The organism is Streptomyces sp. GbtcB7 (assembly GCF_019091445.1).
Lineage (GTDB): Bacteria > Actinomycetota > Actinomycetes > Streptomycetales > Streptomycetaceae > Streptomyces > Streptomyces mirabilis.
In genome coordinates this window covers 104,715-128,309 of record NZ_JAGXJM010000017.1, presented here as the reverse complement: position 1 = coordinate 128,309, position 23,595 = coordinate 104,715, and the positions used below count along the sequence as shown (strand labels likewise).

Genomic DNA, 23,595 nt, shown 5'->3' with positions numbered 1-23,595 from the left:
GGCGCACCCCTCGGCCGCCCCGGTCCCGTCGGCCGAACCGACCCCGCGGTGCGATCCGCGCGATGCGTACCGTCCGTGCGGGCGGCGTGCTGCTCACCGCCACCACGCTGCTCGTCTCCGCCTGCTCCACGGGGAGTTCGACCAGGACGACCACGACGTCGGCGGACGCGGTGCTGGCCGCACTGCCCCGAGCCACACCCTCCACGCTGGCGTCGTACTACGACCAGAAGCTGACCTGGCGCAGCTGCGGCGTCTCCGGCTTCGAGTGCGCCACGATGAAGGCGCCGCTCGACTACGCGAAACCGGCCTCGGGCGACGTCAAGCTGGCCGTGGCCCGCAAGAAGGCGACCGGCCCCGGCAAGCGCATCGGCTCGCTGTTGGTCAACCCGGGCGGGCCGGGCGGCTCGGCGGTGGGCTACCTGCAGTCGTACGCGGGGATCGGCTACCCGGCGGAGGTCCGCGCCCGCTACGACATGGTCGCGGTCGACCCGCGCGGGGTGGCTCGCAGCGAGCCCGTCGAGTGCCTCACCGGCCCCCAGATGGACACGTACACGGAGACGGACGTCACCCCCGACGACAAGAAGGAGACGGGTGAACTGGTCGACGCGTACAAGAAGTTCGCCGAGGGCTGCGGCCGGCACTCGCCGAACCTGCTGCGGCACGTCTCCACGGTCGAGGCGGCCCGGGACATGGACATCCTGCGCGCGGCCCTGGGCGACCAGAAGCTGAACTACGTGGGGGCGTCGTACGGGACGCTCCTCGGGGCGACGTACGCGGGCCTGTTCCCGGACCGGGTGGGCCGCATGGTCCTGGACGGCGCGATGGATCCGTCCCTGTCCGCACGCAAGCTCAACCAGGACCAGACGGCGGGCTTCGAGACGGCGTTCCAGTCCTTCGCGAAGGACTGCGTGCGCCAGAGCGACTGCCCGCTGGGTGGCCCGGGCACGAGCCCGGACCAGGTCGGCAAGAACCTCAGCGCCTTCTTCAAGCAGCTCGACGCGAAGCCGATCCCGACAGGCGACGCGGGCGGCCGCAAGCTCGGCGAGGCGCTCGCGACCACAGGTGTGATCGCGGCGATGTACGACCAGGCGGCGTGGCCGCAGCTGCGCCAGGCGCTCACCTCGGCGATGAAGGACAAGGATGGCGCGGGCCTGCTCGCCCTCTCCGACAGCTATTACGAGCGCGACGCCGACGGCAAGTACGCGAACCTCATGTTCGCCAACGCGGCCGTGAACTGCCTCGACCTCCCGGCCGCCTTCTCCACGCCCGAGCAGGTGGAGAAGGACCTTCCCGCGTTCGAGAAGGCGTCCCCCGTCTTCGGTGACGGTCTGGCCTGGGCCTCTCTGAACTGCGCGTACTGGCCCGTGCGGCCCACCGGCGAGCCCCACCGCATCGAGGCGAACGGTGCGGGCCCGATCCTCGTGGTCGGTACCACCCGGGACCCGGCCACCCCCTACGCCTGGGCCAAGGCCCTCGCCTCCCAGCTCTCCTCCGGCGTCCTCCTCACCTACGTCGGCGACGGCCACACCGCGTACGGCCGCGGCAGCGTCTGCATCGACTCCACGATCGACCGCTACCTCCTCCAGGGCACCCCTCCCGCGAAGGGAAAGCGCTGCGCATAGCCCTCCCGCACGCCCCGGAACCGGTCCTCCCGGGGCGTGTACGGAGCACCCCCGGGAACTGTGTAGACTTACCGACGTTGCTGATCGCACCATAGTGCGGACAGCGCGCCGCCTTAGCTCAGATGGCCAGAGCAACGCACTCGTAATGCGTAGGTCTCGGGTTCGAATCCCGAAGGCGGCTCTGTGGAAGCCCCAGGATTCTCACTCGCCGTGACCTGGGGCTTTTGCTTTTCCTGGAGCGCCTTCTGGTCTAAACCACTTACGGATCGGGCCTCAAGGCGGCCCGATGGGGCCCAATATGGGGCCCGCGCGGGTCTGGTCCGTCCGCCGTTGGTCCTTCTTCTTCGTTGCCCGGTGTGTGGTGTGTCGGCCGGGTGGGTGAGCGGCAGGGGCGAGCTGCCCTGCCGGCTCTCTCCGAAGCCGCTCACTCTCACGACGAGCGGTGCGTCAGGACTGGACATGCCCTTTGCTCACGGGGGGGGAGTGACAAACCTGCCGAGCCTCACGGCCGTCCCTGCTCCGAGCGTGCGATCCGGTCTGCCCTACCCGTGCGGCTCAGCGAATCCGACGACGGCACCTCGCGCCGCGCAGGATCGACTCCACCGCGTAGGTCACCGGCGGTGTGAGGAACATGAAAGCCCAGTTGCCCGTGGCCACGGTGAGGCCCACCGCCGCGGCGGCGCCGACGGGCACGCTGACGCGGGTGAGGCGTTCGCGCAGCGTCGGCGGGCGGCCGTCGTTCAGTGCGACCGGGGCGGCGGTGGGGACTGCCAGTTGGGCGGAGTCCGCGATGTGCGGATGCGGTTCGGGCAGGTCGTGGAAGAGAGCTAGCAGGTCGTTGCGGGTGACCGCGTCGTTGAGAGCGGTCATCCGGTCGCCGTACTCGTCGATGCTCAGGCGCCCCTCGCGGCTGTGCTCCGTGAGCGCCTCCATGGCCTGCTCGCGTTCGTCGTGGCCGATACGGAGCTGGGACGTCGTGGACTCGTTCACGGGGATCATCGTATCGATGGGGGGCGGCGGACATGCGTTCCGTAGTTCACAGATTCGGCAATACCTTGTCCACGAAGAGCCGCAGGCTCGGCTCCATGGTGGCGAGGTCCGCGCCGCCGAAGTCGACGTTCCACAGGAAGGTGTCGACGCCGTACGTCTCGCGCAGCTCCGTGATCTGCTCCACCACCGACTCAGGCGAGCCGATGACCGCTGTGCCGTGCCGGCGTACGTCGAAGCCGCGCAGGTCGCGTGCGTCCGTGCGGCCCATGGACTCGTAGCCGGCGTACTGGCTGGACCTGACGTCCTTCCAGGAGGAGGCGGCCTGCGACCACACGCTCAGGTACTCGCGGTAGAGAGGCTCGGCGACGCGGTGGGCCGCGGCGTCCGTCTCGGCGACGTACAGCGGGGTGCTCAGTGCGACGCGCGGACGGCCGGTGTCGCCGTGGCACTGCCGGAAGGTGTCCGCGTAGAGGTCGACGAGGTGGCGGCTGAGACCGACCTGCTGCTTGAGGGGGGCCAGGGCGAGCATGACGCCGAAGCCCTTCTCGGCGAGCCACTGGAAGCTCTCCGGTGAGCGGACCGCCGCACCCCACACGGGCGGGTGCGGGCGCTGGACCACGGGCGGCTGCGAGGTGGCGTTCCGGAAGGAGAAGAACGGTGTGCTCTCGTCCACTTTCTCCTCGGTCCACAGCCGGATCACGGCGTCGATGGTCGCCTCGTACCGGGCGCGGCTCTCGTCCATCGGCACGCCGAAGGCCTCGAACTCGTAGGGCAGCCAGGCCCTGCCGAATCCCGCTTCGACCCGGCCGCCGCTGAGGGCGTCCACCTGCGCTATGTGCGCGGCCAGTTGAACGGGGTGGTGGAACACCGGCAGTACGGCACCCGTCATCAGCCGGATCCGGCTGGTCTGGGCGGCGACGGCGGACAGGAACGTCAGCGGGCTCGGGCAGTAGCCGCCGTACTCGCCGAGGTAGTGCTCGGTCATCTTGACGTAGTCGAGCCCGGCGGTGTCGGCGAAGCGGCTGACCGCGAGAACGTCACGGTAGTACTCCACGGCGGAGCGGCGCTCGGGCCGGCAGTCGGGGAGGAGAGAGATTCCGTGCCGCATCAAGGGTGGTCCTTCCTGGCTTTTCGTGCGGTGTCGCGGTGTGAGGTGTGAAGGGGCCCGGTCGCGGCCGACCGCGTGCGTGCGCGGTCCGTCGGCGACCGGGCGTCACCAGCCTCAGGCGCAGCTGCAGCTGGTGGTGCTGGTGGTGCTGGACGAGCAGCTGCTGCTGTCGCAGCTGGTGCTCGTGGCTCCCAGCAGGACGCCCTGGGTGTCCGGGTAGTCGTTGATCTCGAAGGTCTCTGCCTCCAGGGCCAGCATCTCCTGGGCCAGGTCAGCGAGTTCGGTCTTGATCGCCATGTGCGTTCTCCTCACAGAGGATCGGTGGGTCGGGTGGGGAAAAGGCCGGGCCGTGGGCCGGCTCAGGCGCAGCTGCAGCTGGTGGTGCTGGTCGTGCTGGACGAGCAGCTGCTGCTGTCACAGCTCGTGGAGCTGATGCCGAGGAGCTTGCCCTGGCCCTCGGTGTAGTCGTTGATCTCGAAGGTCTCTGCCTCCAGGGCCAACATCTCCTGGGCCAGATCGGTCAGTTCGGTCTTCGTCGCCATAAGCGCTCTCCTGTCGACGGCTGTACGGGCAGACCTGGGAAGCGGCCGCCCGCTGCTATCAGTTATGGCGGTCGCCGCTGGCTTCCCGGGGGGCGTCTCGCTGGCAGTTCCCTGACACCTCGAGGTGCGACAGCGCCCCGGTGACCATGGCCGTGATCGCGGTGCGCAGCGTCGGCACCGGGTCGGGCGCGTAGGCGGGCGAGTGGTTCGGCGGCAGAGACGCCAGCTTCTCCAACACGGTGGTGCCCGGTGTCCGGCGCCATGTGTCACGGCCCACACTGCCGACCATCCAGTACGCGGTTTCCACCTCGGGGTGGCCGTGGAGGGCGGCCCCGGCCTGCCCGTACAGCGGAAAGTCCTCCGCCGACAGGGCGGGCGGCCAGTCGACGACCTGCCCGGCGCCGAGGAACGCCGCGTGCGCCTGGCGTACGGTGCGTCCTGCCCGGGGGCTGTTGATGTTGCCGACCGCCTCGGCGGTCACCGTCACCTCCGGCTCGCTCGCGCCGCCGGCCGCGCCGCACTCCTGCCTGAGGATCTCGCGGACCATCGCAGTCGCCTCTTCCAGGCGGTCCGCGCGGTGCGCCCGCAGGGCGAGACGGAGGACGGCCGTCTCGGGTACGACGTTGGCACGCACTCCCGCGTGTAACGCCCCGGCGCCGACGACGACTTCGCCGTGGGTGCCGTGGACCCATTCCCTGATGCGGACCAGGGCGGCCGCGACCGTTTCGATCGGGTTGACGGCCAGGTGCGCCATGCCGGTGTGGCCGCCGCGCCCGTGCACGAGGACGTCGAGCAGCGTGGCGTACCCCGTCATAGGGCCCGTCCCGTGAGCGACATGCCCCGCGGGGAAGGGCGCGACGTGCTGCGCGAGTACGACGTCCGGCACGGGAAAGCGCTCGTACAAACCGTCGGCGAGCATCGCGCGGGCCCCGCTCAGTGTCTCCTCGGCGGGCTGTCCGACCAGCGCCAGGGTGCCGCTCCAGTCCTGCCGGAGTCCCGACAGGGCCGCGGCCGACGCGGCCAGCGCTGCGGTGTGGAGGTCGTGCCCGCACGCGTGCATCACCGGTACCGGTGCACCGTCCGGCCCTGGTGTCGTGACCCGGCTCTCGTAGACCAGGCCTGTGCGCTCCTCGACCGGCAGCGCGTCCATGTCGGCGCGCAGCAGCACGGTGGGGCCGGGGCCGTTCGTGAGGACGCCGACGACGCCGTGACCGCCCACGCCCGTGGTGACGTCGCAGCCCGCCGAGGTCAGTGCCCTGGCCAGCCGCTGGGCCGTGCGCGCCTCGCATCCGGACAGTTCCGGGGAGCGGTGCAGGTCGAGGTACATCTCCAGGGCAGGCGCCAGCGCCCGGCCGCATTCCTCGGCGACGCGTCGTCTCGAACTGTCCCGAGGACTCTCCCCGGGGCTTCCCTCAGGACTCTCTCCAGGGTTCACGGGATTTCCTTTCCTTCGTGCCCTCTTCTTCGCGCCTTCTTCGCCGTTCGGGCGCTCGCGGGTGTCGGCGGTCTGCCAGCGGCATGACAGACGAGCAGCCAGCGGCCTCCGGCATAACTGGATCGACAGAGCGGGCCGTTCGGCCCGCATCGTTGCGCGGCCCCGTTCAAGGGGCGTGGTATTTCACGGGAGATGGATATGGCGAACACGTCACTGCTGTCCGACCTGGCCGAGGAGATCCTGGCTCTGGAGACCGAGAACTTCGAGATCAAGGACTACGCCGACGCCGGCGAGGCCATGCTCGGTTCCACCTCCACCACCAGCTGCAGCACCACGTCCAGCACCACCAGCACCACCAGCTGCTCCTGACGGAGCGGCGGTCAGGAGGCGGGCGGATCAGCCCGCAGCCGTACGACCGGGGGCCGGGCGCACCGCGCCGGGCCCCCGGGACCCGCTGTCAGCTAGGGGAACGGGTGCGGCACCCGGTGCAGGTCGGCCTCCGTGAGGTCCGAAGTCCGCAGGCCCGCCCGCCGCAGCGCCGAGAACATCCGCGGCATCCGCAGCGCGCGCTGACGCGCCCAGCCGAAGTCGATCGGCAGCAGGCCGGGCACGATGGTGCACGCGGTGTGCAGGCCGAGTGCCCGCTGCTCGGCGCTCGTCTGGTCCACGACGATCACGTCGTACCCCGCAGCCGTCAACTCGTCCTGGCAGAACCGCAGGTCGTCCAGCAGGTCCCTGGTACGCGGCCGTTCCCGCGACCACCCGTCGTAGACCTCCTCGAAGGGGCGTACGGCGGCGGGCTCGATGTAGCGGCGCGCGTGGACCCTCATCTCGGGCAGCGAGAACAGCGCGGAGTGGTCCCGCAGTTCGCGCACCTTGTAGTAGTCGTCCGTCATGGCCTGGACTTCGTCGCGGCGTTCGGCGATCCGGCCGGGCAGCGCGGGGATGTAGGTGAGGATCTCAGAGACCGCTCCGAGCACGGCCGCCTCCGGGGCGAGACCGGCCGCCGCCGCGAAGGAGAGTGCTCCGTCCCCGCCGTCCCTCCTGATCGCGACTCCGGTGACGACCGGGATGCGCAGGTCGAGGCGGTTGTCGAAGACCTTGACGTCGTAGCCCAGGAAGGCCGCGCGGTCGAGCATGGCGCGCAGCTGCGGGTCTGCCGTGTCGCTGATGTCGATCTCGGTGAGGTCCGCTCCGCCGTACCAGCCGAGCACGAAGGCGTCGCGCTCGACCAGCTCCAGCAGTCCGAAGAGGACCGCCTCCTCCAGACTGCCACCGCCGGCACACCCGTTGGACGACTCGAAGACGAAGTTGTCCACCAGGGAGCCCGAGCCGTAGTGCACCAGCCGGGCGGGCACCATCACCGGGCGGTCGTCACGCAGCGAGCGGCCCCACACCCAGGGGATCTCGGCCGCCGGGTCGAAGGGCGCGAGCGCGTCATCGAGTTCGTATGTCTTCGGCGAGTACACCCCGCACTCGCGCGGGTCCAGCGCGTCGGTCGCCACGTCCTGGTAGGCGGCGACAGGCAGCACGGTACGCCTGCGCCGTTCGATGCCCGCGTACCTCTCGAGGCCTTCGAGGAAGGCTAGGTCGCGGCTGAGGCCGTAGGAGTTCGCCTGGCCGCTCCAGGACATGTCGGCCAGACCGTAGTAGCCGGGGGCCAGGACCTGGCCGGAGACCGGTGCGGTGGTGGGTGAGGTGACGCTCATCGTGGTGGCCGCGCCCAGGACGCCGCACGCGGGATTCGTCAGCGCCCCGGGGGACAGCCGGTAGTCCGCGGGGCGGCGCAGACGGTACGTGTCCGGGGCGGGCTTGGTCCGTGAGGTGAGGGGGCGCGGGGCGTGCGCGGCGGTCTCCGGCACCGCGGGGACGCAGGCGGGGCACAGCGGGTCGGCGACGAGCGGGTACGTGCGGAGCATGAGCGTGCCGAGGTCCATCATGGTCACGCGGGAACCGGCGGGATGCCCCTGGGGACCGTGCGCGGAAGCGGTGTTGAGCGAGGCCAGGTAGCCCGACCAGACGGCGTCCGCGACGAACGGGGTGACCAGCGGCCAGCTGCCCGCCGCCCGCAGTCCGGTCCCGAACTCCAGTGCCTCTCGTTCGTAGCGGGGACGCAGTCGCTGCCAGCGCTGCGCCAGGCACTGTCCGCACGCGGGCCCCGCGCCGTCGGCCGTGCCGTCTCCGAGCGGGGCGGACCAGGGGCCGAACAGCACGGTGTGCGCAGTCAGGTGGACGGTGGCGCGGGCGTGCCGTTCGGCCTGTGCGGACCCGGCCGCCAGCGTGTCCTCGGCTCCGAGTGTCACGACCACAGGTGCGGGTACGACTCCTCGCGCTCCGGTCAGGGTGCTGCCGTCCGGGGCGGTCATCTCGTCGAAGCGCTCGGTCAGCAGCTGTTGGAGCTCGACGACCGCCTCGGCCATGGCCGAGGGCGTCGTCTGTGCGGAAGTGCTCATGCCTCGTCGCCCCAGGAGAAGGTGCGCAGCGCCAGCGCGCCGAGGACCGTGGCGAAGGCGACCAGGCCGGCGCAGGGCAGGGCGAGCGACGCGGCGCCGTGGCTGCCGGCCAGCACGTTGGTGATGCCCTCGTTCATGTAGCGCAGCGGCAGTACCCGGGAGAAGACCTGGAGCCAGTGGGGCGACTCACTCATCGGGAAGAACGACCCCGACAGGAAGGCCATGGGCACCATGATGCAGTTGGCGATCGCCGCGACCGCGTCGGGCGTCTTGGCGACCGTGCCGACCAGGACGCCGATGGCGAAGAACGCGAGCGCCCCCAGCAGCACCACGGGCAGCGCGAGCACGGCGCCCGTCGCCGTCAGCGTCAGGCCGAACACCGGCAGCACCGCGACCCCGAGGAACAGCAGGGCCTGGGCGAGCCCGACGCCGAGGACGAGCACCAGCCGCGAGGCCAGCACGGACAGCGCCGGAGTGGGCGTCATGCGCACCAGGCGCAGCACGTCGCTGCGCCGCCACAGCACGAGGGTGTACGCGACTCCGAACACCGCCCCGTTGCCGATGCCCCAGGACATCACGCCGGGCGCGATGTAGTCGATGTAGTGGCGTCCGTCGGGCAGGGTCTTGCCGCTGTTGAGGAGGCCGAAGACGACGATGAACACCAGGGGGAAGGCGAAGGTGAAGAAGAGTGTCGTGCGGTCCCTGAAGGCCGCGCGGAAGTGTGCCTTCAGCAGCACGTTGTAGCCGGTCACGCCTGGTACTCCGTTCCGGTGAGCTTGAGGTAGACGTCTTCGAGGGAGGCGCGGCGCGTCTCGACGTCCTGCAGGCCGGCGATGGCCCCCACGGCGCCCAGGACCTCGCCCACGGAGCGGGTCGTGATGACGGTCGAACTGCCCTCGGCCGTGACCTCGTCGGCGCCCGGGAGCTGTCGGGCCCGCTCCGGGGCCAGCAGGTCCGCGGGAACCAGGACCCGGGTGGGTGCGTCGAGGGAGCGCACCAGCCGGGCCGGGGTGTCCAGGGCGAGCAGGGTGCCGTCGCGCACGATGGCGACGCGGTCGCACAGCGCCTCGGCCTCTTCGAGGTGGTGGGTGGTGTAGACGATGGTCCGGCCCTGGCCCTTGATGTCCCGCAGCAGGTCCCACAGGTCGCGGCGGGACTGCGGGTCGAGGGCAGCGGTGGGTTCGTCGAGGAAGATGAGCTCGGGCTCGTGGACGAGGGCCGCGGCGATGGCCAGCCGCTGCCGCTGGCCGCCCGAGAGCTTGTCGGTCGCCGCGTCCGCCTTGTCGTCGAGCCCCACCATCGTGAGCGCGGCCCGGGCCCGGTCCCGCCCCAGTCCGTACAGCCCCGCGACCGTCTCCAGGTGCTCCAGGGCGGTCAGCCGAAGGAAGAAGGCGGACGCCTGGGTCTGTATGCCGATCAGCGGGAGCAGTCCGGTGTCGCGCGGCCAGGGGGAGTGCCCCAGCACGCTGACCTTGCCGTCGCCGGGAGCGCGCAGGCCCTCCATGATCTCGACGAGCGTGGTCTTGCCCGCGCCGTTGGGGCCCAGGATGCCGAAAAACTCACCGCGCTCCACGGTGAACGCGACGCCCTTGAGGGCATGGACGCTGCCGTACGACTTGTGCAGCGCGTCGACGGTGATCGCGGGTCCGTGGGTGGACCCGGCTGTGTCCCGCATGGAACTCCCCAGTGAGATGAAGGTGGTACGTGGATCGTCGGTTCGGGTGTGTGTGGCGCCGGCGGTCACGCGGCGGGGCGGCGGCGGGACCGCAGCAGGTTGGCGGCGAGCATGAGCGCGAAGAGGGCGCCCAGGACAGCGAGGGCGAGGGTGTGGTGGGCGGCCGGAATCTCCGCCAGCACGAGCGCCGTGGCACCCGCCGCCAGGCCGGTCACGCAGACCAGGAACACGGCCGCGTAGCCCAGGTACATCGCGCGGGCATGCGGCGGATAGGCGGCCCGCTGTCTGCGGACGTCCTCGCCGTGCCCGGTGAGCAGTTTCAGATAGCCCGCGGTCTCGGGGGACAGCCGTGTGGTGGCCAGGGCGTGGCAGAGCATCGCGTACCCGTCGAGCTGTGGCAGCGGAAGGTAGTTGAGCAGCCCCTTGACACTGCCGATCAGCAGCATCGCCCCGACGCAGTCGCGGGTGACGTCCCCGGGCGGCAGGCACAGCCACAGCGCGAAGAACGGCAGCAGGAAGAGGAGGTTGGCGATCACTCCGGCCGCCGCGGCGGCCACGCGCGGCCGACGGGACGGGAAGAACAGCACGTCGTCGGCCTTGCAGTACATGTAGACCAGGGGAAGGTTCCAGCGCATGCCCACCTCGGTGGCGCGGCCGCCGTAGTGGCGGCACGTCAGGCCGTGGGCCAGCTCGTGCAGTCCGGTGCTGGCCCACAGGAGGGTGAAGGCGAGCATCGCCAGCTCGGGCTGGGCCGCCAGGGCCCGGGTGCCGTGCCGCCATATTTCGCCCGAGTGCAGCGCGAGCACGGCCTCCATGGTGACAAGGGCGGCCAGCAGCGGGACCAGGAACCATGCCGAGAAGAGGAATCCCGCCCGGCGGTGGGCCCACTCCAGCAGCGGGGTGGGATCACCGAAGACCAGCTCACCACTGAGCCGATTCGGGCGCCGTTCCTCTTCCGGGCGGGCGGCGGGCGGACGCCCGGCGGCAGAGCCGGTCCGGTCCCCGGCCATCGGACGGCCGCTCGCGGCGTCCGGACGGCGCTCGCCGCCCGCCAGCAACGCGCGCGCGGCCAGCAGCATGAGCAGTTGCCGCCAGCTGTCCTCGCCCAGTCGGCGCCCGAACGTCTGCGCGTACGCCGTGCCGATGTCGGCGAGGGTGCGTTCGCCGTCCAGGCGGGCGAGCACGAAGTGCTCCTTCGGCCCCACCTCGTAGTCGCGCCCGGTGCCGCGTTGCCTGACCAGGTGGACGGTGCGCGGCCCGCAGCGCAGCGCCGGTCCGAGCACGACCTCGGGGTGCCGGGCCGGTCTGCGTTCCAGCAGCGAGGCCGCGGGCGCCCCGGTCATCCCGCCTCCACGGCGCACGACTCGCGCAGGGACCGGGCCAGGACGTGGCTGAGGTACGCCTCGTCGGTGACGGTCACGTGCAGCCGGTTGTTCGTCATGTGCATGTAGGGGGAGAGCAGTGCCTCGGCGGCCACGTCCGGGTCGGTGACGGCCTCGTCCCGCGTGCCGTCCCAGGAGCGGAACACCAGATCCCCGCGTACCGCCAACTCGCGGGCACGGTGACGAAGTTCGGCGCAGTGCTCGGCCCAGGCGCGGACGAACCCGGAGAGCCGGCCGGGCTCCTGCTCGGTCAGCGCCCCGTGGATCGCGGTGAATCGCTTGCGCACGGACTCGGCCATCGTGTCGTAGTTGCCGTCGTAGGCGGTGCCGCTGATCAGCGCGGTGTCGGCGAAGGCGTTGTGCCAGAAGGAGTGGTAGCGCTCCAGGAAGGCGGCCATGGCGGGCCGCTCGCCGAGGAACGTCGACGACATCACCATCATGAGCTGCGCGGCCGTGCCCAGCAGCACGGTGCGCACATGCAGGTTCATCGTGCGCGCCGCGTCGATCACGAGGTCGGAGGAGTGCTTGAAGTGCCATTCGGCCAGCTCGACACCGGCCGGTCCGCCGTACTTGCCGTACTCGGGCTCGTACGGCTCCCAGCTGAAGGAGTTGTTGTTCCGCAGCCGCATGGTGCCGTCCTCGCCGAGGTAGGGCAGGCGCTCCTCGGGGGTGAACTCCAGGTCGAAGAGGGTGTTGTAGAGGCCGACGTAGAAGTCGGAGCGCACCTCGTAGAGCGACGGCCGGGCCCGCAGGAAGGCGCGCAGCTCCTCCTCCGCCCGGCGCCGGACCTCCGCTGTGTGCCCGGGGGTGGACGGCTTGAGCCGCAGCCGGATATGCGGGCCCTCCAGCCAGTAGTTGAGGAAGAAGTAGCGGGCGAGGAGACCGTCGGCCGTCAGGCCGTCGACCAGCGGCTTGACGTACTCGGTGAGCACGGGTCGCGGGTTGCCGGTGTAGAAGATGTACAGCGCCTGCCACTTGCCCTCGCCGGGCTCGGCGCAGCCCCAGGCCGGGGGGGTGAACGGGGCGGTCGTGGTGGGTTCCTGAAGGGTCATGGTCACGCCTCTTCCGGTCGACGGCGGGTGGGGCCGGGCTGGGAAACGGTCTCGACGACCAGTTCGGCCATGTGCCTGCCGCGGGACGAGCCGATGTACAGGTCGCTCTCGCCGGGCAGTGCCTCGCGCAGCGTGACGGACTCCTTGTCCTTCACCAGGCGCTCGAACACGGTCAGGGAGAGGAAGCCTGCGAAGTCGACGTAGTGCGGCTTCTCCTTGCCGCGCCACTCAGCCGGCTCCTCGCCGTCCGCGCCGCGCACGGTGAGCCCGGCGGTGGCGTACACCTGCTCGGGGATGCCGTGCCGCTCCCGCCACGCCCGCCACGCCCGGAACCAGTCCGCGTCCGTGGTCTCCGACGTCCGCACGGGCAGCTGCGCCGTGTCGACGGTCCAACTGCGGCGACTGAGGACGACGTTGCCGTGGCGCACCCGCGGACGGACGGTGACTCCGTCGCGCGCCGGACGCCGCGGCACGCCGCCCCACACGTCCAGCGACGCCATGGTCGCCGGGGAGAGAAGGAGCAGAATCCGGGGAACCTCCGGCAGGGCCATCGGCAGCAGGTAGCCGAGGTAGACCGGAATCACCTCGCGGTCCAGGCGCCGCGACCGCAGCACCAGACGGTCGGCCGCCGGGTCGTGCTCCACCCACAGGTCGTCCAGCGGGATCTGCGCGTCGGCCGGTACGGAGCTGGTCTCGCCGGGGCAGACGATCTCGTGGTCCGTGAGACGGCCGTGCAGGTTGAGGTTGGTCGTCGCGAAGCCGCCAGTGATCTCGGCGTGCACCGCGCCCTCGGGGCGGGCAGCGCCCAGTTCCTCGCGCAGCCGGTCGGCAAGGGCCAGGTCGTCGAAGCAGTGCGTGAACCGGGAGAAGGGGAAGGACACGCCGCCCCAGGACCGGTTGAGGATCCCCAGGGGCTCACCGTCCGGCCGGCGGCCCAGCTGCACGAAGTGGGCCTGCGGCTGGTACCGGGGCCGGGCGTCCGCCAGCTCGCCCGCCACCACGCCGACGAACTCCTCGTCGACGACCAACTCGTCGGCGTTCTCTGGCAGTTCCTCGAACCGGGCGCGCATGCCGGCGACGAAGGCCATGCGGGCGTTGTCGATTGCCGTGATCTCGGGCTGGTAGAGCCAGTTGTCGACCGGTACGTAGCTTCCGTCCACACGGAAGGGAGTGCGAGCCCCGCTGACCCTGAGGTACTGCTCGTAGATGTCCTCCTGGAAGTCGTGGACCAGCTTGAGGACGTCGTCGCACCTCCCGCCCAGGCCGAACCGGGCGAGGAAGAAGCCCTTGAGCGTCAGCCGGTTGGCGAGCGTGATGTCGAAGACCGGGGTCAGCCGGGACAGCGACCTCAGCTCGGCGCCCATGGCTTCGGCGAACTGTTCCGCCGAGGCCGTGAGCACCTCCGTGGCGGCCCGCGAGTCCTCGTAGACCAGCGTCTGGGGCAGGGCGGCCGCGGGCGCGCCGAGGGACGTCTGGATCTCGCCGAGCGCCGTGCGCAGCTCCTCCAGCAGCGCACGGCGCCGCGGCAGGTCCGCCTCCGGGTAGGCGCGCAGCAGCTGTACGGGACCGTCCAGCCGGTCGGCGAGGTCCGCGGCCCAGGCGGTGCCGATGCCGCGTACGGAGTCGCGGAAACTGTCCAGTGCGTCACGGCTGTGGATGTCGACCGAGAGGCCGGGGACCTGGAGCAGGCCGAGCCGGAGCAGGACAGTGAGGAAGCGGTCGTGATCCGTCTCGGAGGCGGTTCCCTCGGAGGCGGCAACGAGTTCGCGGACGAGGTCCTGGTAGCGGATACTCGCGGCGCGTTCGAACATCGCGAACAGCCGTTCCAGGCTGCCGCCCTGACGCAGGAAGAACAGGCTCTCCTTGACCGCGTCGAAGCTGACGGTCGCCTCGTCGTCGCCCGCCTCAACGGTGCGCCGCACATAGCGGATCCGGTCCGTGTCGAGCTGCCAGCCGGAGACGAGGGTGACGGGCAGGTCGGCGCGCAGGCCGGGGTTGGCGGTGATCAGTTCCGCCAGCCGGCCGAGCACCGCCACGTTGAGCTGCACGTGGTCCGTCCACGCGTCGTCGATGCGGCCGGTGAGGATTCCCCTGGATCCGTCCTGGCCCTCGTCGGTCCCGTCCTGGCCCTCGTCCGACGGGACGAACTCGCCGAGCGCGAGGCCGGTCAGGGTGCTGAACGGGCTGGTCTTGCACGCCGTCCGGTAGACGTACTCCAGCAACGACCGCTCCAGCTTGCGCTGTTGCTTGGTCAGCCGGTTGCCGGTGCTACGGGTGTAGGAGTCGAGGTAGCGGTCCAGGGAGGGGGAGGCGAGCAGCAACCCCTGGCGCAGGAACGGCTCGTCGGCCAAGGACCGCAGTGCGGACCTGACGCCGTCCAGTTCCCGGTCCAGGACCGCGTCGCCCGCGGCGCGCAGCCCCTCCAGCTCTTCGCGTTCGCGCAGCCAGTCGGCGAGTTCGTCGCCCGCGGTGCCGCCGAGCGCCGTGGCGGTCGCCCGCGCGGCGGCGACGTCCCGGGGCAGCTTGTTGTTGAACAGGTGCCGCCGGATGTTGACCAGCGCGCGGCGTGCGCCGTCGTCGGCGGCGGCGCCCACCGCGTCGTGGAGCAGGTCGCTCAGGCGCGCCCCGCGTTCGCGCAGCACTTCCTCGCGCGCGGTGACGTCGTCGGCCCAGCGCGCGGCTTCCGGGGTGCGCAGGCCGTGCACGGTCTCGATCGGCAGTCCCGCGACACGCGTCATGAAGCGGCGGCCCAGGGACCAGGTGGTGTCGGCCGGGTGCGAGACCGGCGGCTGGGCCTCAGGGGCCGGGGTGGTGAGAGTCATGGTGGGTTCCCGTTTCTCCGGCCGGTCAGACGATCTCGTGGCGCAGGCCCGCCGGGTTCGGGCGCTCGTGGCCGACCATGAGGATCAGCAGCGGCACCTCCCCGGTGGCGTCGAGCCCGAGCTGTTCGATGTAGGAGACGTTGTCGAAGCCCAGCGCCGCGCCGCAGCCGACGCCGAGGGCCGCGCACGCCGTGTACGTCGCCTGCGCCACGGCGCCGGTGACCGCATTCGACACCCGGAACCCGCGGCCGCCGACGGCGCCGATGAGGGCCTGGCCGCGCACGGCGGGCACCACTACGGCCGCCGCCTGCTCGACGTTGTAGTTGGACAGGAAGTAGTTGCGCTGCAGGAAGGAGCCCTGCGGTCCCGGCACCACGGTCACGAGTCGGCCCCCGGCGGGGTCGTACTCGTAGGCGCCGGGCGCGACTCCGTCGACGTGGTTGACGAAGACGTACAGCTTCGCCAGGGACAGGCCCTCCCCCGGCTCCAGCGCGTCACACGGAAGCTCACCGCCCGCGTGGGCGGCCGCGAGAACCGCGCTCAACTCGTCGGCGGCCAGCGGCTGTTCGCCGCTGAACCGGCCGAAGCTGCTGCGCCGTGCGCGCAGGGCGTCGCGCACCGGCATGCCGAGCGTCCGGGGGGCGGGCAGGGCGGTCGTCCCGCCGTCCCGCGGGGGCAGCGGGGCAGCGGCCTCCAGCTGTGCGGCGGCCGGCCGCTCGGTGGCCCCCTCCCGGGTGTCGGCGTGCACCTTCCGCAGCAGTTCGAACGTCAACTGCACCCGAGAGCGATCCTGGTCCCGCAACCGCACGGCCGGGGCGCGAACGCCTTCAGCGCCGTACGAGGCGGGCGCCTGTGCGCTCTTCGACCCGCTGCCGCCCCACGGCAACGGCACCACGGCGAAGATGCCCTCCTCGTCGCCGTCCACCCCGAGCAGCCGGGTCAGGCGCCGCTCGTCGAACCAGAACGCGGGAGCGATGTTCAGCCCGCGGGCGCGGGCCCACATCCGCCAGGTCTGGGTGACAGTGCCGATGTCCATCGTCGTGGCGTGGTAGCTGAAGTTGTTGTACTTGAACGAGCTCTGCCAGAACTTGATGCCGAGGACCAGGAACTGGTCCGTCTCCGCGCCGAGTTGCGGGTGTCCGAGCGCGGCCCGCACCTCTTCGCTCACGTCGCCGGTGAGCAGCCGCTGCATCGCGTGGTGCGGGGTGGCGTAGTAGTAGACACCCGGTGTCATCGGGCCGCTCGCCCCACTGACCCAATAGAGGCTCACCGGGTACAGGCCGCCTCCGGAGGCGGTACCGCGGGTCCATTTGGCGGCCGTGTACGTGTGCAGGCGCGTGACGTCGTCGTTTGCGTTGAGCTCGATACGGCGGCCCAGTCGGCCGTAGGAGTCGAGCAGCATGCCCGACAGGGTGTCCAGGTCGAACGCTCCGCCCTCGGGGAGCGGCGGGAGCAGGCCCTCCTGCAGGGCGGCCCCCTCCGGCATGTCTCCCGGCGGCAGCGGGAACAGCGGGGCGCCCGGGTAGAGCTTGCCGTAGCGGGGAGCGTCCGCCCAGTTGGGCTCGAACCCGTGCGGCGGCATCTTCACGCGGCCGCGCTGCACTACGGCGGAGAGGTACTCACTGGCGTACGCCATCGGCGTTCCTTTCGTCACGGGAAGGGGTGCGGGGCCGGGTTCAGGTCGGCCGGATCCAGGTCGCGGTCGCGAAGGCCCGCCGCGCGGGGTGCCGTGCGCAGGCGGTCCATGCCCAGGGCGCGCTGGCGGCCCCATCCGAAGTCGATGGGCAGCAGGCCGGGCACGATCACGCTGACCGTGTGCAGGCCGAGCTCCCGCTGCTGGGGCAGGGTCTGGTCGACCACCACGACGTCGAAACCGGCGTCGGTGACCGCGGCGACGCAGTGCTCCAGGTCGTCACGGAGGTCTGTGCCGGGCACGAGGGTGCCGCGCGCGGCCGGGTCCAGGTCGGCCGGCGCCACCAGTGGGCCTCGCGGCGCGCCGGGCTTGCCGAGCAGGAAGGACGCGTACGGCCGCATCCGGGGCAGGCCGTACAGCAGCGGGTGGTCGTGCAGTGCTGCCACCTTGCCGAAGTCGTCGGCCATGGCCTCCAGTTCGGTGCGGCGCCATTCGGTCCTGCGGCGCAAATGGGGGGCGTCGGTGGCGATCTCGGCCATGCCGGCCCGCATCGCGTCCTCCGGGTCGAGGCTCGCGCCCGCCCCGAAGCACAGCCCGCCGTCCGCGCCGACCGCCGCGGCGATCACGACCGGGATCGGCAGGGTCATCCGGGCGTCGAAGAACCGCGCCTCGTACCCATACATGGCGAGCCGCTCGGTCATGTGCCGCACGGCCGCCGAGCGCGCGGCCCGCGGGTCGATCTCGGGCAGGGCGATCCGGCCGTACCAGGCGATGAGGAACGCGTCGCGCTCCACGAGTTCCATCAGCCCGTGGTAGACCGCCTCGGCCGGTGAACTGCCGGACGCGCAGCCATTGGAGCACTCCTGGACGAAGCGCTCGGACAGCGGCACCGCGTGCCAGTAGGTCAGCGCCTCGGGGACCAGCAGGGGCGCCTTGTCGCGCAGGGAGTAGCCCCACACCCAGGGGATCTCCCGGTCCTCGGCGAACGGTGTGATGCGCCCCTCGCGCTCGTACTCGGCGTACAGCTCGTCGGAGTACAGGCCGCAGTCGCGCGGGTCGAGGGCGGCCACTTTGCGGGCGCGCAAGGCCCCCAGGGACGCCGAGGTGCCGACGGCCTTGGCGCGCGAGCGCATGCCGGCGTAGCGCTCCAGGCCTTCCAGGAGACCGACGCGCACGCTGTCCCCGTAGGCGTCGGCATGCCCTCCCCAGTACGCCTCGTGCAGGTAGGTGCCGGTGCGCGTCTCCATCTTGCCGAAGGTCGCGGCGGTGGTCGGCGAATCCAACTCCCGTACGACGCTCAGTCCGAGGGCTCCGCAGACCGGGTTGACGAGTGCGTCCTCCGGCAGGTCGTAGTCGTGCACACCGCGTCCGCGGAAGCTGTCCACGGACGTCTTCGGCGACGGTTCCAGCTCCAGTACGGCGGCCTCGGCGGTGTCGGGGGCGCGCTCGCCGCACACCGGGCACTCGGGGTCCGGCAGCAGTTGGAACGTGTGGACGCGGAGGTTCTCCATGTCGAGCAGCCGGACCGGCGGGCAGGCGGCGTGCTCGTTCTCGGGCTCGTGCTCGGCGGCCCGGACCACGAGCGAGGTGAGCGCGTCCGTGACGAACGCCGTCGCGTACGGCGGCTCGCCCACCGCGTGCGTGCGGCCGCCGCGTTCGAGGGCCTCGCGGACCTGCCGGGGCCTGACCGACTGCCAGCGCCGGGCGAGGCAGTGCCCGCAGGGCGCGCCGGGGCGGCCGGGGGTGAGGTAGGGGCCGACGACGGCGGTACGGCCGTAGAGGTGGACGGGCATCACGGGTGTGCCGGCCGGTGCGGGCTGCTCGGCGGCGGGACCGGACAGTTCGTCACGGGTGCCCAGGGACGCCACTCGGATATCGACCGGACGTCCCAGGCGGAGCTTCACAGTGGTCCGGAGCCGTTCCTGGAGCACCGTCAACAACCCTGCGTGGACGGGTGGTTCGGGGCTCACGCGCGTCCTCCGGTCAGCAGGACGCGGACCGCGACCATGCCGCTCGACCGCAGGTCGGCAGAGGTGTTGGACACCACCACGACGTCGCGGCCGGCGTCCCTGAGCCGGTCGAGGAGCTGCGGTACGGGGGTCACCGCGTCGGTCTCCGGGGCGGGGCCGTCGGCGACGGCGAGGACGCCCGCGTCGAAGGAGTCGAGGAGCGGGTCGCCGAGGTCGAGCGGCTCGTCGCCGGACAGTTCGGCGGAGAGCTGGCAGCCGCCGACGAGGTCCCGCAGCGCGGCGGTAGCCGCTCGCCGCCAGGCGCTGTCGGCGGCGACCGCCCAGCGCGGCTCCCCGGTGGCCGGATCAACAGCGCGGGCCAGCAGGACGTGGCCCGGTGCCGGGGCCGGACCGGTGAGGTCGAGCAGTTCCGCGTCCAGGCCGAGGTTGGCCGCGGACGCGGTGAGGAACGTCAGCTCCGGGTCCGCGGCGAACGCGGCTGCGGGGACGCGCCGGGCCTTGCGGGCGCCGGCCGTCGCCTGGCGCACCGCCCCGTGGGCGAGCGCCGAGAACAGGCCCTGGTAGGCGGCTTCGGCGGCCGTGTCACCGACGCCGAGGCCGGCGCTGGTCCGCTCGAAGGCCATGGCCCGGTTGCCGGGGCCGAACGGGCGCACCGCCGCCGCCGGCACGAGGACCTGGTCCCCGTGCAGCAGCGAGGCGCCGGCGACCCAACCGTCGAGGTTGTCCTCGGACACGGGCAGGCCGCTGGCGGTGGACAGCTGCCGCGGGTCGACGGAACGCAGCGTGGTTCGTGCGCGTTCGAGTGCGTCGGCGCGCAACACCCCGGTCTGGGGCACGACGTGCTCGGCGTAGACGGCGGTCGCGGACCGCAGGGCGCGCAGCCGGGCACCGGCCACGTGGTGGACGTCGAAGGCGGCGATGCTGCGGCGCCGCCCGCCGCCGGTTGCGAGTTCGACCCGGGTCACCTTCAGCGGCAGTTGGGTGGGGGTGTCGTCGTCGAACCGGGTGAAGACGCCGCCGTTCGCGGCCACGAGGACGCTGCGGTCATTGAGTTCGTCGACAAGCGCGTCCGCGTCGTCGGCGGTCACCGCGGTGGTCACCGCCGGGGCGACGGGAACGAGCCCGGCCAACTCGGCGGCGGTCGCCTCCGCGGCGTCCCGCACACCTTCCTTCCCACGGCAGAACGGGCAGCGCGGATGCGGCAGGATCCACTCGGCCACCGTGTCCAGGGACTCGAAGTCCTGGATCAGGACCCGGCCGTCGGTGTCGGCGGGCAGCACCTGTGTGTGCTCGCGGAAGACCTCGTAGCCGATCAGGTTGCCCAGCATGGCCGACAGGTTCCGCCCGGGCGCGGCGGCGGGCAGCCCCGCGCCGGGCAGGCACACGGCGCTCCATACGTCGGCGGCCTCGCCGGAACCGGCGCCCGCTCCCAGCCGCAGCATGGCGCACACCCAGCAGCAGGGGCTTTCGTCCGTCATCAAAGGGCCCACCACGGCCCGGTCGCCGAAGGCGGTGGCGGACAGCAACCGGCGGCCGCGCGGCACTCCGGCCTCCAGCAGCCGGAAGACCTGTCCGGCGGCCGTGGAGCCGCAGCACACCACGGTGTCGAAATCGTCGAGGTCGTCCCAGGTGAAGAACGTGTCGCCGGCGGGCAACAGCAGGACTTCGGACGGCACCCCCTGTGCCGTGAGTTCCGCGGCCTCGCTCCGCAGCGCGGCGACGCCGTCGCCCCTCCGGTCCAGAGCGGGGTCGACGTGCACGGCGGCGGCACCGTTGCGCAGCAGGCTCAGGGCGCACCAGCGCGCCACCAGGTCGTCGCCGAGCACGGCTACCCGCGCCTCGCGGAATCGGCGGAAGCGCTCGGCAGGACGGTCCTCGTAGTGGTCGACATAGGCGATCTGCGCCGCGAAGTGCTCCCCGACCTCGGCAGGCAGATCGGTCCCGTCCTGCTCGCCGGACTCCGCGACGTCGCGGGCGTAGCCGCGCTCCAGCAGCGCCCGTACCAGGTCCGCGACCATCGCCCGTTGGCTGTCCGGCAGGCCCTCGCACAGGTCGACCACCCGGTGTTCGCCGTTGAGGTACGGCACGATCAGCGAGGCGAAGCGGTACGCCGACTTGGCCGCCAGGTGGAAGCCGCCTTGGGTGTTGTGGAAGAGGACGCCTTCGCGGGTCTCGGTGAACAGCACGTCCCGCTTGATGCGAGGGCGTGTGGTGGCGATGGCCTTGAAGGCGGCGGACATGACGGTCACGTGGGATCTCCCGTAGTCAGGGGTCACGGTTCGAAGGGCGCGCACGCCGGGTCGGCGGCGGCACGCGCCGGGCAGGCCGGAGGACCGGCCGGTGGAGCGGAGGGCTGGGCGGAGGGGCGGTGGAGGCGCCGGGTCGGTGGGGGGGGCGGGTCGATGGAGCGAGAGGCTGCGGGGTGGGGGGCAGGCCTTGGCTACGCGACGTTGCGGCGGAGATCCCGGCCGGAGGGCCGGGCCCGCAGGAAGGTGCGGATCAGCGGGGAGAGCCGGTGGACGCCCGGGGCGTCCTCTTCAAGGACGTTGACGGCGATCAGCTCGTCGAGGAGGGCCACAGCATCGCCGAGGGGCACGCCGAGCGCGTCCACGCACTGCTTGAGCGGGGCCCGAACTTCGCAGCGTTCGGCGAGGAGTTGAGCAGCGCCGGTCAGCCTCGGGCCGATCCGGGCGAAGAACTCCTCGAACAGCGTGGACACGGACATGGCCGGGTCACCGGGCACGGCCAGCCGGCCCATCGGGTCGTCGCGCAACCAGGCGGCGGTCGACGTGACCGACTGGTGCGGGCGTAGTTGCAGCCGGATGGCCGCGATGCGCAGCGCGAACGGCAGGTGCCCGCACAGTTCGGCGAGTTCTGTGATCGCGGCGGGCTCCCGGTCCGCCCGCGCGGCTCCGATGACGGAGACGAGCATGGTCGCCGACCTGGCCGGCTCCCAGGTGCCGAGCCGGTGCAGTGAGGCACCCCGGGTGGCGACCAGGCCGGTCATGCTCGCGCGACTGGTGACGAGCACCGCGCTGCCCCTTCCCGACGGCAGGAACGGCAGGATCTGCGCCAAGTCGTGGACACCGTCGAGGACGGTCAGTGACCGTCCTCTGCCGTCTTCGACACCGAACCGGGCCGCCTGGCGGGCCCGGGCGGCCAGGATGCCGTCCTCGGTCAGGTCGACGAACGCGCAGCCGTCGGGAAAGCGGTCGCTCACCAGATGGGCGACCTGTATGGCCAGCGCCGTCTTGCCCATCCCGGGCGGTCCGCTGATCACCGCGACCGCGGGGCCCGAGCGATCGGCGGTCAGTCGGGCGGCCAGTTCCGCGGCCTCCTCCTCCCGGCCGGTGAAGTCGGGCAGACCGCCCGGGAGTTGGGCGATGGGCGGCTCCACGGCCTGGACCCGCACGGGCCGTTCGTCCTGCGGACCGAGATCCTCCCCGCGCAGAATGGCCAGTTCGAGGCTCTGCAGAGAGGGCCTGGGGTCCACACCCAACTCGTCGTTCACATAACGCTTTACGGTGCGATAGGCCTCAAGGGCATCGCTCTGGCGGCCGGACCGGTACAGGGCCTCGATCAACTGCTCCCAGAACCGCTCGTGCCCCGGGTGCGCCCGTGCTGTCGTACTCAGCTCCGCGACGGTCTGACGGCAGCGCCCCAGCGAGAGTTCGAGATCGAACCGGCGCTCCACGGAGCGCAGCCACTGTTCCCGCAGGACGGGTACTTCGTCGCGGTGCAGCACGTCGGAACGGATATTGGACAGCGGCTCGCCCTGCCACAGCCCGAGGGCCGCCACGATGAGACGCAGTTCGGCCTCGGGGTCCCGAGCACCGTCGGCGGCCCTCAGCAGTGCCCGGAACCTGGCCAGGTCGAGCGTCTCCTCCGTCACCGGAAGCTGATATCCGCCCGGCACGGTTTTGATGGCACCGTCGGATATCCCGTACTTGCCGAATATCCGGCGAAGCCTCAGCACATACGTCTGCAGCGTGGCTCGCGCGGTCTGCGGAGGGTCCTCGTTCCAGACGATGCGCTGGAGATATTCGGACGACAACGCCTCATTGGGCCGCAAGAGCATTGTGGCCAACAAAATAGTGGGTTTTGACGAAGGGAGAACCACGGTGTCCTGATCGCGCGTGATCCCCATCTGGCCCAAGACCGAGAAACGTGCCTCAGAGTGCAAGGCCGTCTCCGGAGCGTCCTCGCGGGGCGGCGTTCACACCGTTATCACGGCAGGTGACGGCCTTGCGGAAGACGTCCGGCGGCACAAAACAGGCTGGTATACAACTCTTGGCCATTGCACGTTCCCCCTGAAAGCAGCGATTTATTTCACCAGGTCACGGGCGTATTCATGACGCCCCCTCCGACCTGCTTCCGTGGTAGCGGCGCCGTCCGCCTGCGGCGCAGGCTCATCACGTACAGCACGTCGGTCAAACGTGCACGTAATGCTTCATCAAGAAGCGGCGGAGTCGCGGGTCAATCCGAATTATTGGTTCATCCGAAGTGGATCATAGGCACGATCTCGGCCACTTCCGCAACTTCGGCCACACCTCCCTCACAACTTTCGCTTCTCTTGGCGGAGCCCTGGCAAGCCTTGGCTCGTCCTTTGCCGTTGCCTGGTGCACCCAGGTGTGTGAGCCGTCATCCTGACGTGGCCGAGTTCGGCATGGCGGAAACGGCACCGTTGCGGCTTTCAAGCGCAGCAGCGACGAACTGCCTCGCCCGCCCTGCCCCCGAGCGGCTGCTGCGAGAGATGCGCGACGATGCCCAGCTGGCGCAGCTCGTGCTGCTTCCCCGGCCGGTTGCGAGCCCCGGCCTCGGCCGAAAGAACGAGGACCGTTCGCCGTCCGAGTCAGGGGGCGGGCCTACGGGTGGGCTTTGCCCTGTGCCGAGGTCTGGCGTGAGGTTCCG

17 protein-coding genes and 1 tRNA gene are annotated in these 23,595 nt (G+C 71.4%); 3 read left to right on the top strand and 15 right to left on the bottom strand.

Annotated features, from left to right (window positions below; translation table 11 throughout):
- Positions 1-62: 62 nt before the first annotated feature.
- Both KVT44_RS26990 and KVT44_RS26985 read left to right on the top strand, forming a co-directional pair.
- Positions 63-1,622 carry an alpha/beta hydrolase gene (locus KVT44_RS26990; RefSeq protein WP_217569251.1) on the top strand — a complete coding sequence of 520 codons (1,560 nt, stop codon included), beginning with the start codon at positions 63-65 and terminating at the stop codon, positions 1,620-1,622.
- A 107-nt stretch (positions 1,623-1,729) separates the two neighbouring features.
- Positions 1,730-1,803, top strand: a tRNA-Thr gene (locus KVT44_RS26985).
- A 374-nt stretch (positions 1,804-2,177) separates the two neighbouring features.
- Here the strand turns inward: KVT44_RS26985 and KVT44_RS26980 are convergent.
- From KVT44_RS26980 to KVT44_RS26960, 5 genes are all read right to left on the bottom strand, one after another.
- Positions 2,178-2,612, bottom strand: coding sequence for a DUF1707 domain-containing protein (locus KVT44_RS26980; protein WP_217569249.1), 435 nt, complete (start codon positions 2,610-2,612; stop codon positions 2,178-2,180).
- A 46-nt stretch (positions 2,613-2,658) separates the two neighbouring features.
- Positions 2,659-3,720 carry an LLM class flavin-dependent oxidoreductase gene (locus KVT44_RS26975; RefSeq protein WP_217569247.1) on the bottom strand — a complete coding sequence of 354 codons (1,062 nt, stop codon included), beginning with the start codon at positions 3,718-3,720 and terminating at the stop codon, positions 2,659-2,661.
- A gap of 114 nt (positions 3,721-3,834) precedes the next feature.
- Entirely contained in the window at positions 3,835-4,017 is a 183-nt protein-coding gene (locus tag KVT44_RS26970; protein WP_217569245.1) for a thiazolylpeptide-type bacteriocin, read from the bottom strand.
- 62 nt (positions 4,018-4,079) lie between these two features.
- A complete protein-coding gene (locus KVT44_RS26965) occupies positions 4,080-4,262 on the bottom strand; it encodes a lantibiotic protein (protein ID WP_217569243.1) in 183 nt (60 codons plus the stop codon).
- A gap of 58 nt (positions 4,263-4,320) precedes the next feature.
- Entirely contained in the window at positions 4,321-5,697 is a 1,377-nt protein-coding gene (locus KVT44_RS26960) for an amidohydrolase (RefSeq protein WP_308314122.1), read from the bottom strand.
- Between the two features lie 198 nt (positions 5,698-5,895).
- Between KVT44_RS26960 and KVT44_RS26955 the strand changes: the two genes are divergently transcribed.
- Positions 5,896-6,066, top strand: coding sequence for a thiazolylpeptide-type bacteriocin (locus KVT44_RS26955; RefSeq protein WP_217569241.1), 171 nt, complete (start codon positions 5,896-5,898; stop codon positions 6,064-6,066).
- A 92-nt stretch (positions 6,067-6,158) separates the two neighbouring features.
- Here the strand turns inward: KVT44_RS26955 and KVT44_RS26950 are convergent, their stop codons facing one another.
- The 10 genes from KVT44_RS26950 to KVT44_RS26905 form a co-directional block, all read right to left on the bottom strand.
- Positions 6,159-8,150 carry a TOMM precursor leader peptide-binding protein gene (locus tag KVT44_RS26950; protein WP_217569239.1) on the bottom strand — a complete coding sequence of 664 codons (1,992 nt, stop codon included), beginning with the start codon at positions 8,148-8,150 and terminating at the stop codon, positions 6,159-6,161.
- Complete coding sequence (locus tag KVT44_RS26945) at positions 8,147-8,902, bottom strand: ABC transporter permease (RefSeq protein WP_217569237.1); 756 nt, start codon at positions 8,900-8,902, stop codon at positions 8,147-8,149. Before KVT44_RS26945 ends, KVT44_RS26950 begins: the two co-directional genes overlap by 4 nt.
- Positions 8,899-9,825: an ABC transporter ATP-binding protein gene (locus KVT44_RS26940; protein WP_217569235.1), complete on the bottom strand. Its 927-nt coding sequence runs from the start codon at positions 9,823-9,825 to the stop codon at positions 8,899-8,901. Before KVT44_RS26940 ends, KVT44_RS26945 begins: the two co-directional genes overlap by 4 nt.
- A gap of 65 nt (positions 9,826-9,890) precedes the next feature.
- Positions 9,891-11,168 carry a peptidase M50 gene (locus KVT44_RS26935; protein ID WP_217569233.1) on the bottom strand — a complete coding sequence of 426 codons (1,278 nt, stop codon included), beginning with the start codon at positions 11,166-11,168 and terminating at the stop codon, positions 9,891-9,893.
- On the bottom strand, positions 11,165-12,259 hold the full coding sequence (locus tag KVT44_RS26930) for a lantibiotic dehydratase C-terminal domain-containing protein (RefSeq protein ID WP_217569231.1): 1,095 nt from the start codon (positions 12,257-12,259) through the stop codon (positions 11,165-11,167). Before KVT44_RS26930 ends, KVT44_RS26935 begins: the two co-directional genes overlap by 4 nt.
- A 2-nt stretch (positions 12,260-12,261) precedes the next feature.
- Positions 12,262-15,081 carry a lantibiotic dehydratase gene (locus tag KVT44_RS26925; protein WP_254649919.1) on the bottom strand — a complete coding sequence of 940 codons (2,820 nt, stop codon included), beginning with the start codon at positions 15,079-15,081 and terminating at the stop codon, positions 12,262-12,264.
- Positions 15,082-15,106: 25 nt separating this feature from the next.
- Positions 15,107-16,717 (bottom strand): SagB family peptide dehydrogenase, encoded by a 1,611-nt coding sequence (locus KVT44_RS26920; protein WP_217569229.1) that lies wholly within the window; start codon positions 16,715-16,717, stop codon positions 15,107-15,109.
- A gap of 14 nt (positions 16,718-16,731) precedes the next feature.
- On the bottom strand, positions 16,732-18,582 hold the full coding sequence (locus tag KVT44_RS26915) for a TOMM precursor leader peptide-binding protein (protein ID WP_308314121.1): 1,851 nt from the start codon (positions 18,580-18,582) through the stop codon (positions 16,732-16,734).
- Positions 18,583-18,680: 98 nt separating this feature from the next.
- Positions 18,681-20,924: a TOMM precursor leader peptide-binding protein gene (locus KVT44_RS26910; RefSeq protein WP_217569349.1), complete on the bottom strand. Its 2,244-nt coding sequence runs from the start codon at positions 20,922-20,924 to the stop codon at positions 18,681-18,683.
- A gap of 200 nt (positions 20,925-21,124) precedes the next feature.
- Positions 21,125-22,831 (bottom strand): AfsR/SARP family transcriptional regulator, encoded by a 1,707-nt coding sequence (locus KVT44_RS26905; protein ID WP_217569227.1) that lies wholly within the window; start codon positions 22,829-22,831, stop codon positions 21,125-21,127.
- Positions 22,832-23,595 lie beyond the last annotated feature (764 nt).

Bases quoted from the DNA above. Each gene is read 5' to 3' on its own strand.
- KVT44_RS26990 (WP_217569251.1), top strand. From the start codon at position 63: ATGCGTACCGTCCGTGCGGGCGGCGTGCTGCTCACCGCCACCACGCTG.
- KVT44_RS26975 (WP_217569247.1), bottom strand. From the start codon at position 3,720: ATGCGGCACGGAATCTCTCTCCTCCCCGACTGCCGGCCCGAGCGCCGC.
- KVT44_RS26970 (WP_217569245.1), bottom strand. From the start codon at position 4,017: ATGGCGATCAAGACCGAACTCGCTGACCTGGCCCAGGAGATGCTGGCC.
- KVT44_RS26965 (WP_217569243.1), bottom strand. From the start codon at position 4,262: ATGGCGACGAAGACCGAACTGACCGATCTGGCCCAGGAGATGTTGGCC.
- KVT44_RS26955 (WP_217569241.1), top strand. From the start codon at position 5,896: ATGGCGAACACGTCACTGCTGTCCGACCTGGCCGAGGAGATCCTGGCT.
- KVT44_RS26950 (WP_217569239.1), bottom strand. From the start codon at position 8,150: ATGAGCACTTCCGCACAGACGACGCCCTCGGCCATGGCCGAGGCGGTC.
- KVT44_RS26940 (WP_217569235.1), bottom strand. From the start codon at position 9,825: ATGCGGGACACAGCCGGGTCCACCCACGGACCCGCGATCACCGTCGAC.
- KVT44_RS26935 (WP_217569233.1), bottom strand. From the start codon at position 11,168: ATGACCGGGGCGCCCGCGGCCTCGCTGCTGGAACGCAGACCGGCCCGG.
- KVT44_RS26930 (WP_217569231.1), bottom strand. From the start codon at position 12,259: ATGACCCTTCAGGAACCCACCACGACCGCCCCGTTCACCCCCCCGGCC.
- KVT44_RS26925 (WP_254649919.1), bottom strand. From the start codon at position 15,081: ATGACTCTCACCACCCCGGCCCCTGAGGCCCAGCCGCCGGTCTCGCAC.
- KVT44_RS26920 (WP_217569229.1), bottom strand. From the start codon at position 16,717: ATGGCGTACGCCAGTGAGTACCTCTCCGCCGTAGTGCAGCGCGGCCGC.
- KVT44_RS26910 (WP_217569349.1), bottom strand. From the start codon at position 20,924: ATGTCCGCCGCCTTCAAGGCCATCGCCACCACACGCCCTCGCATCAAG.
- KVT44_RS26905 (WP_217569227.1), bottom strand. From the start codon at position 22,831: ATGGGGATCACGCGCGATCAGGACACCGTGGTTCTCCCTTCGTCAAAA.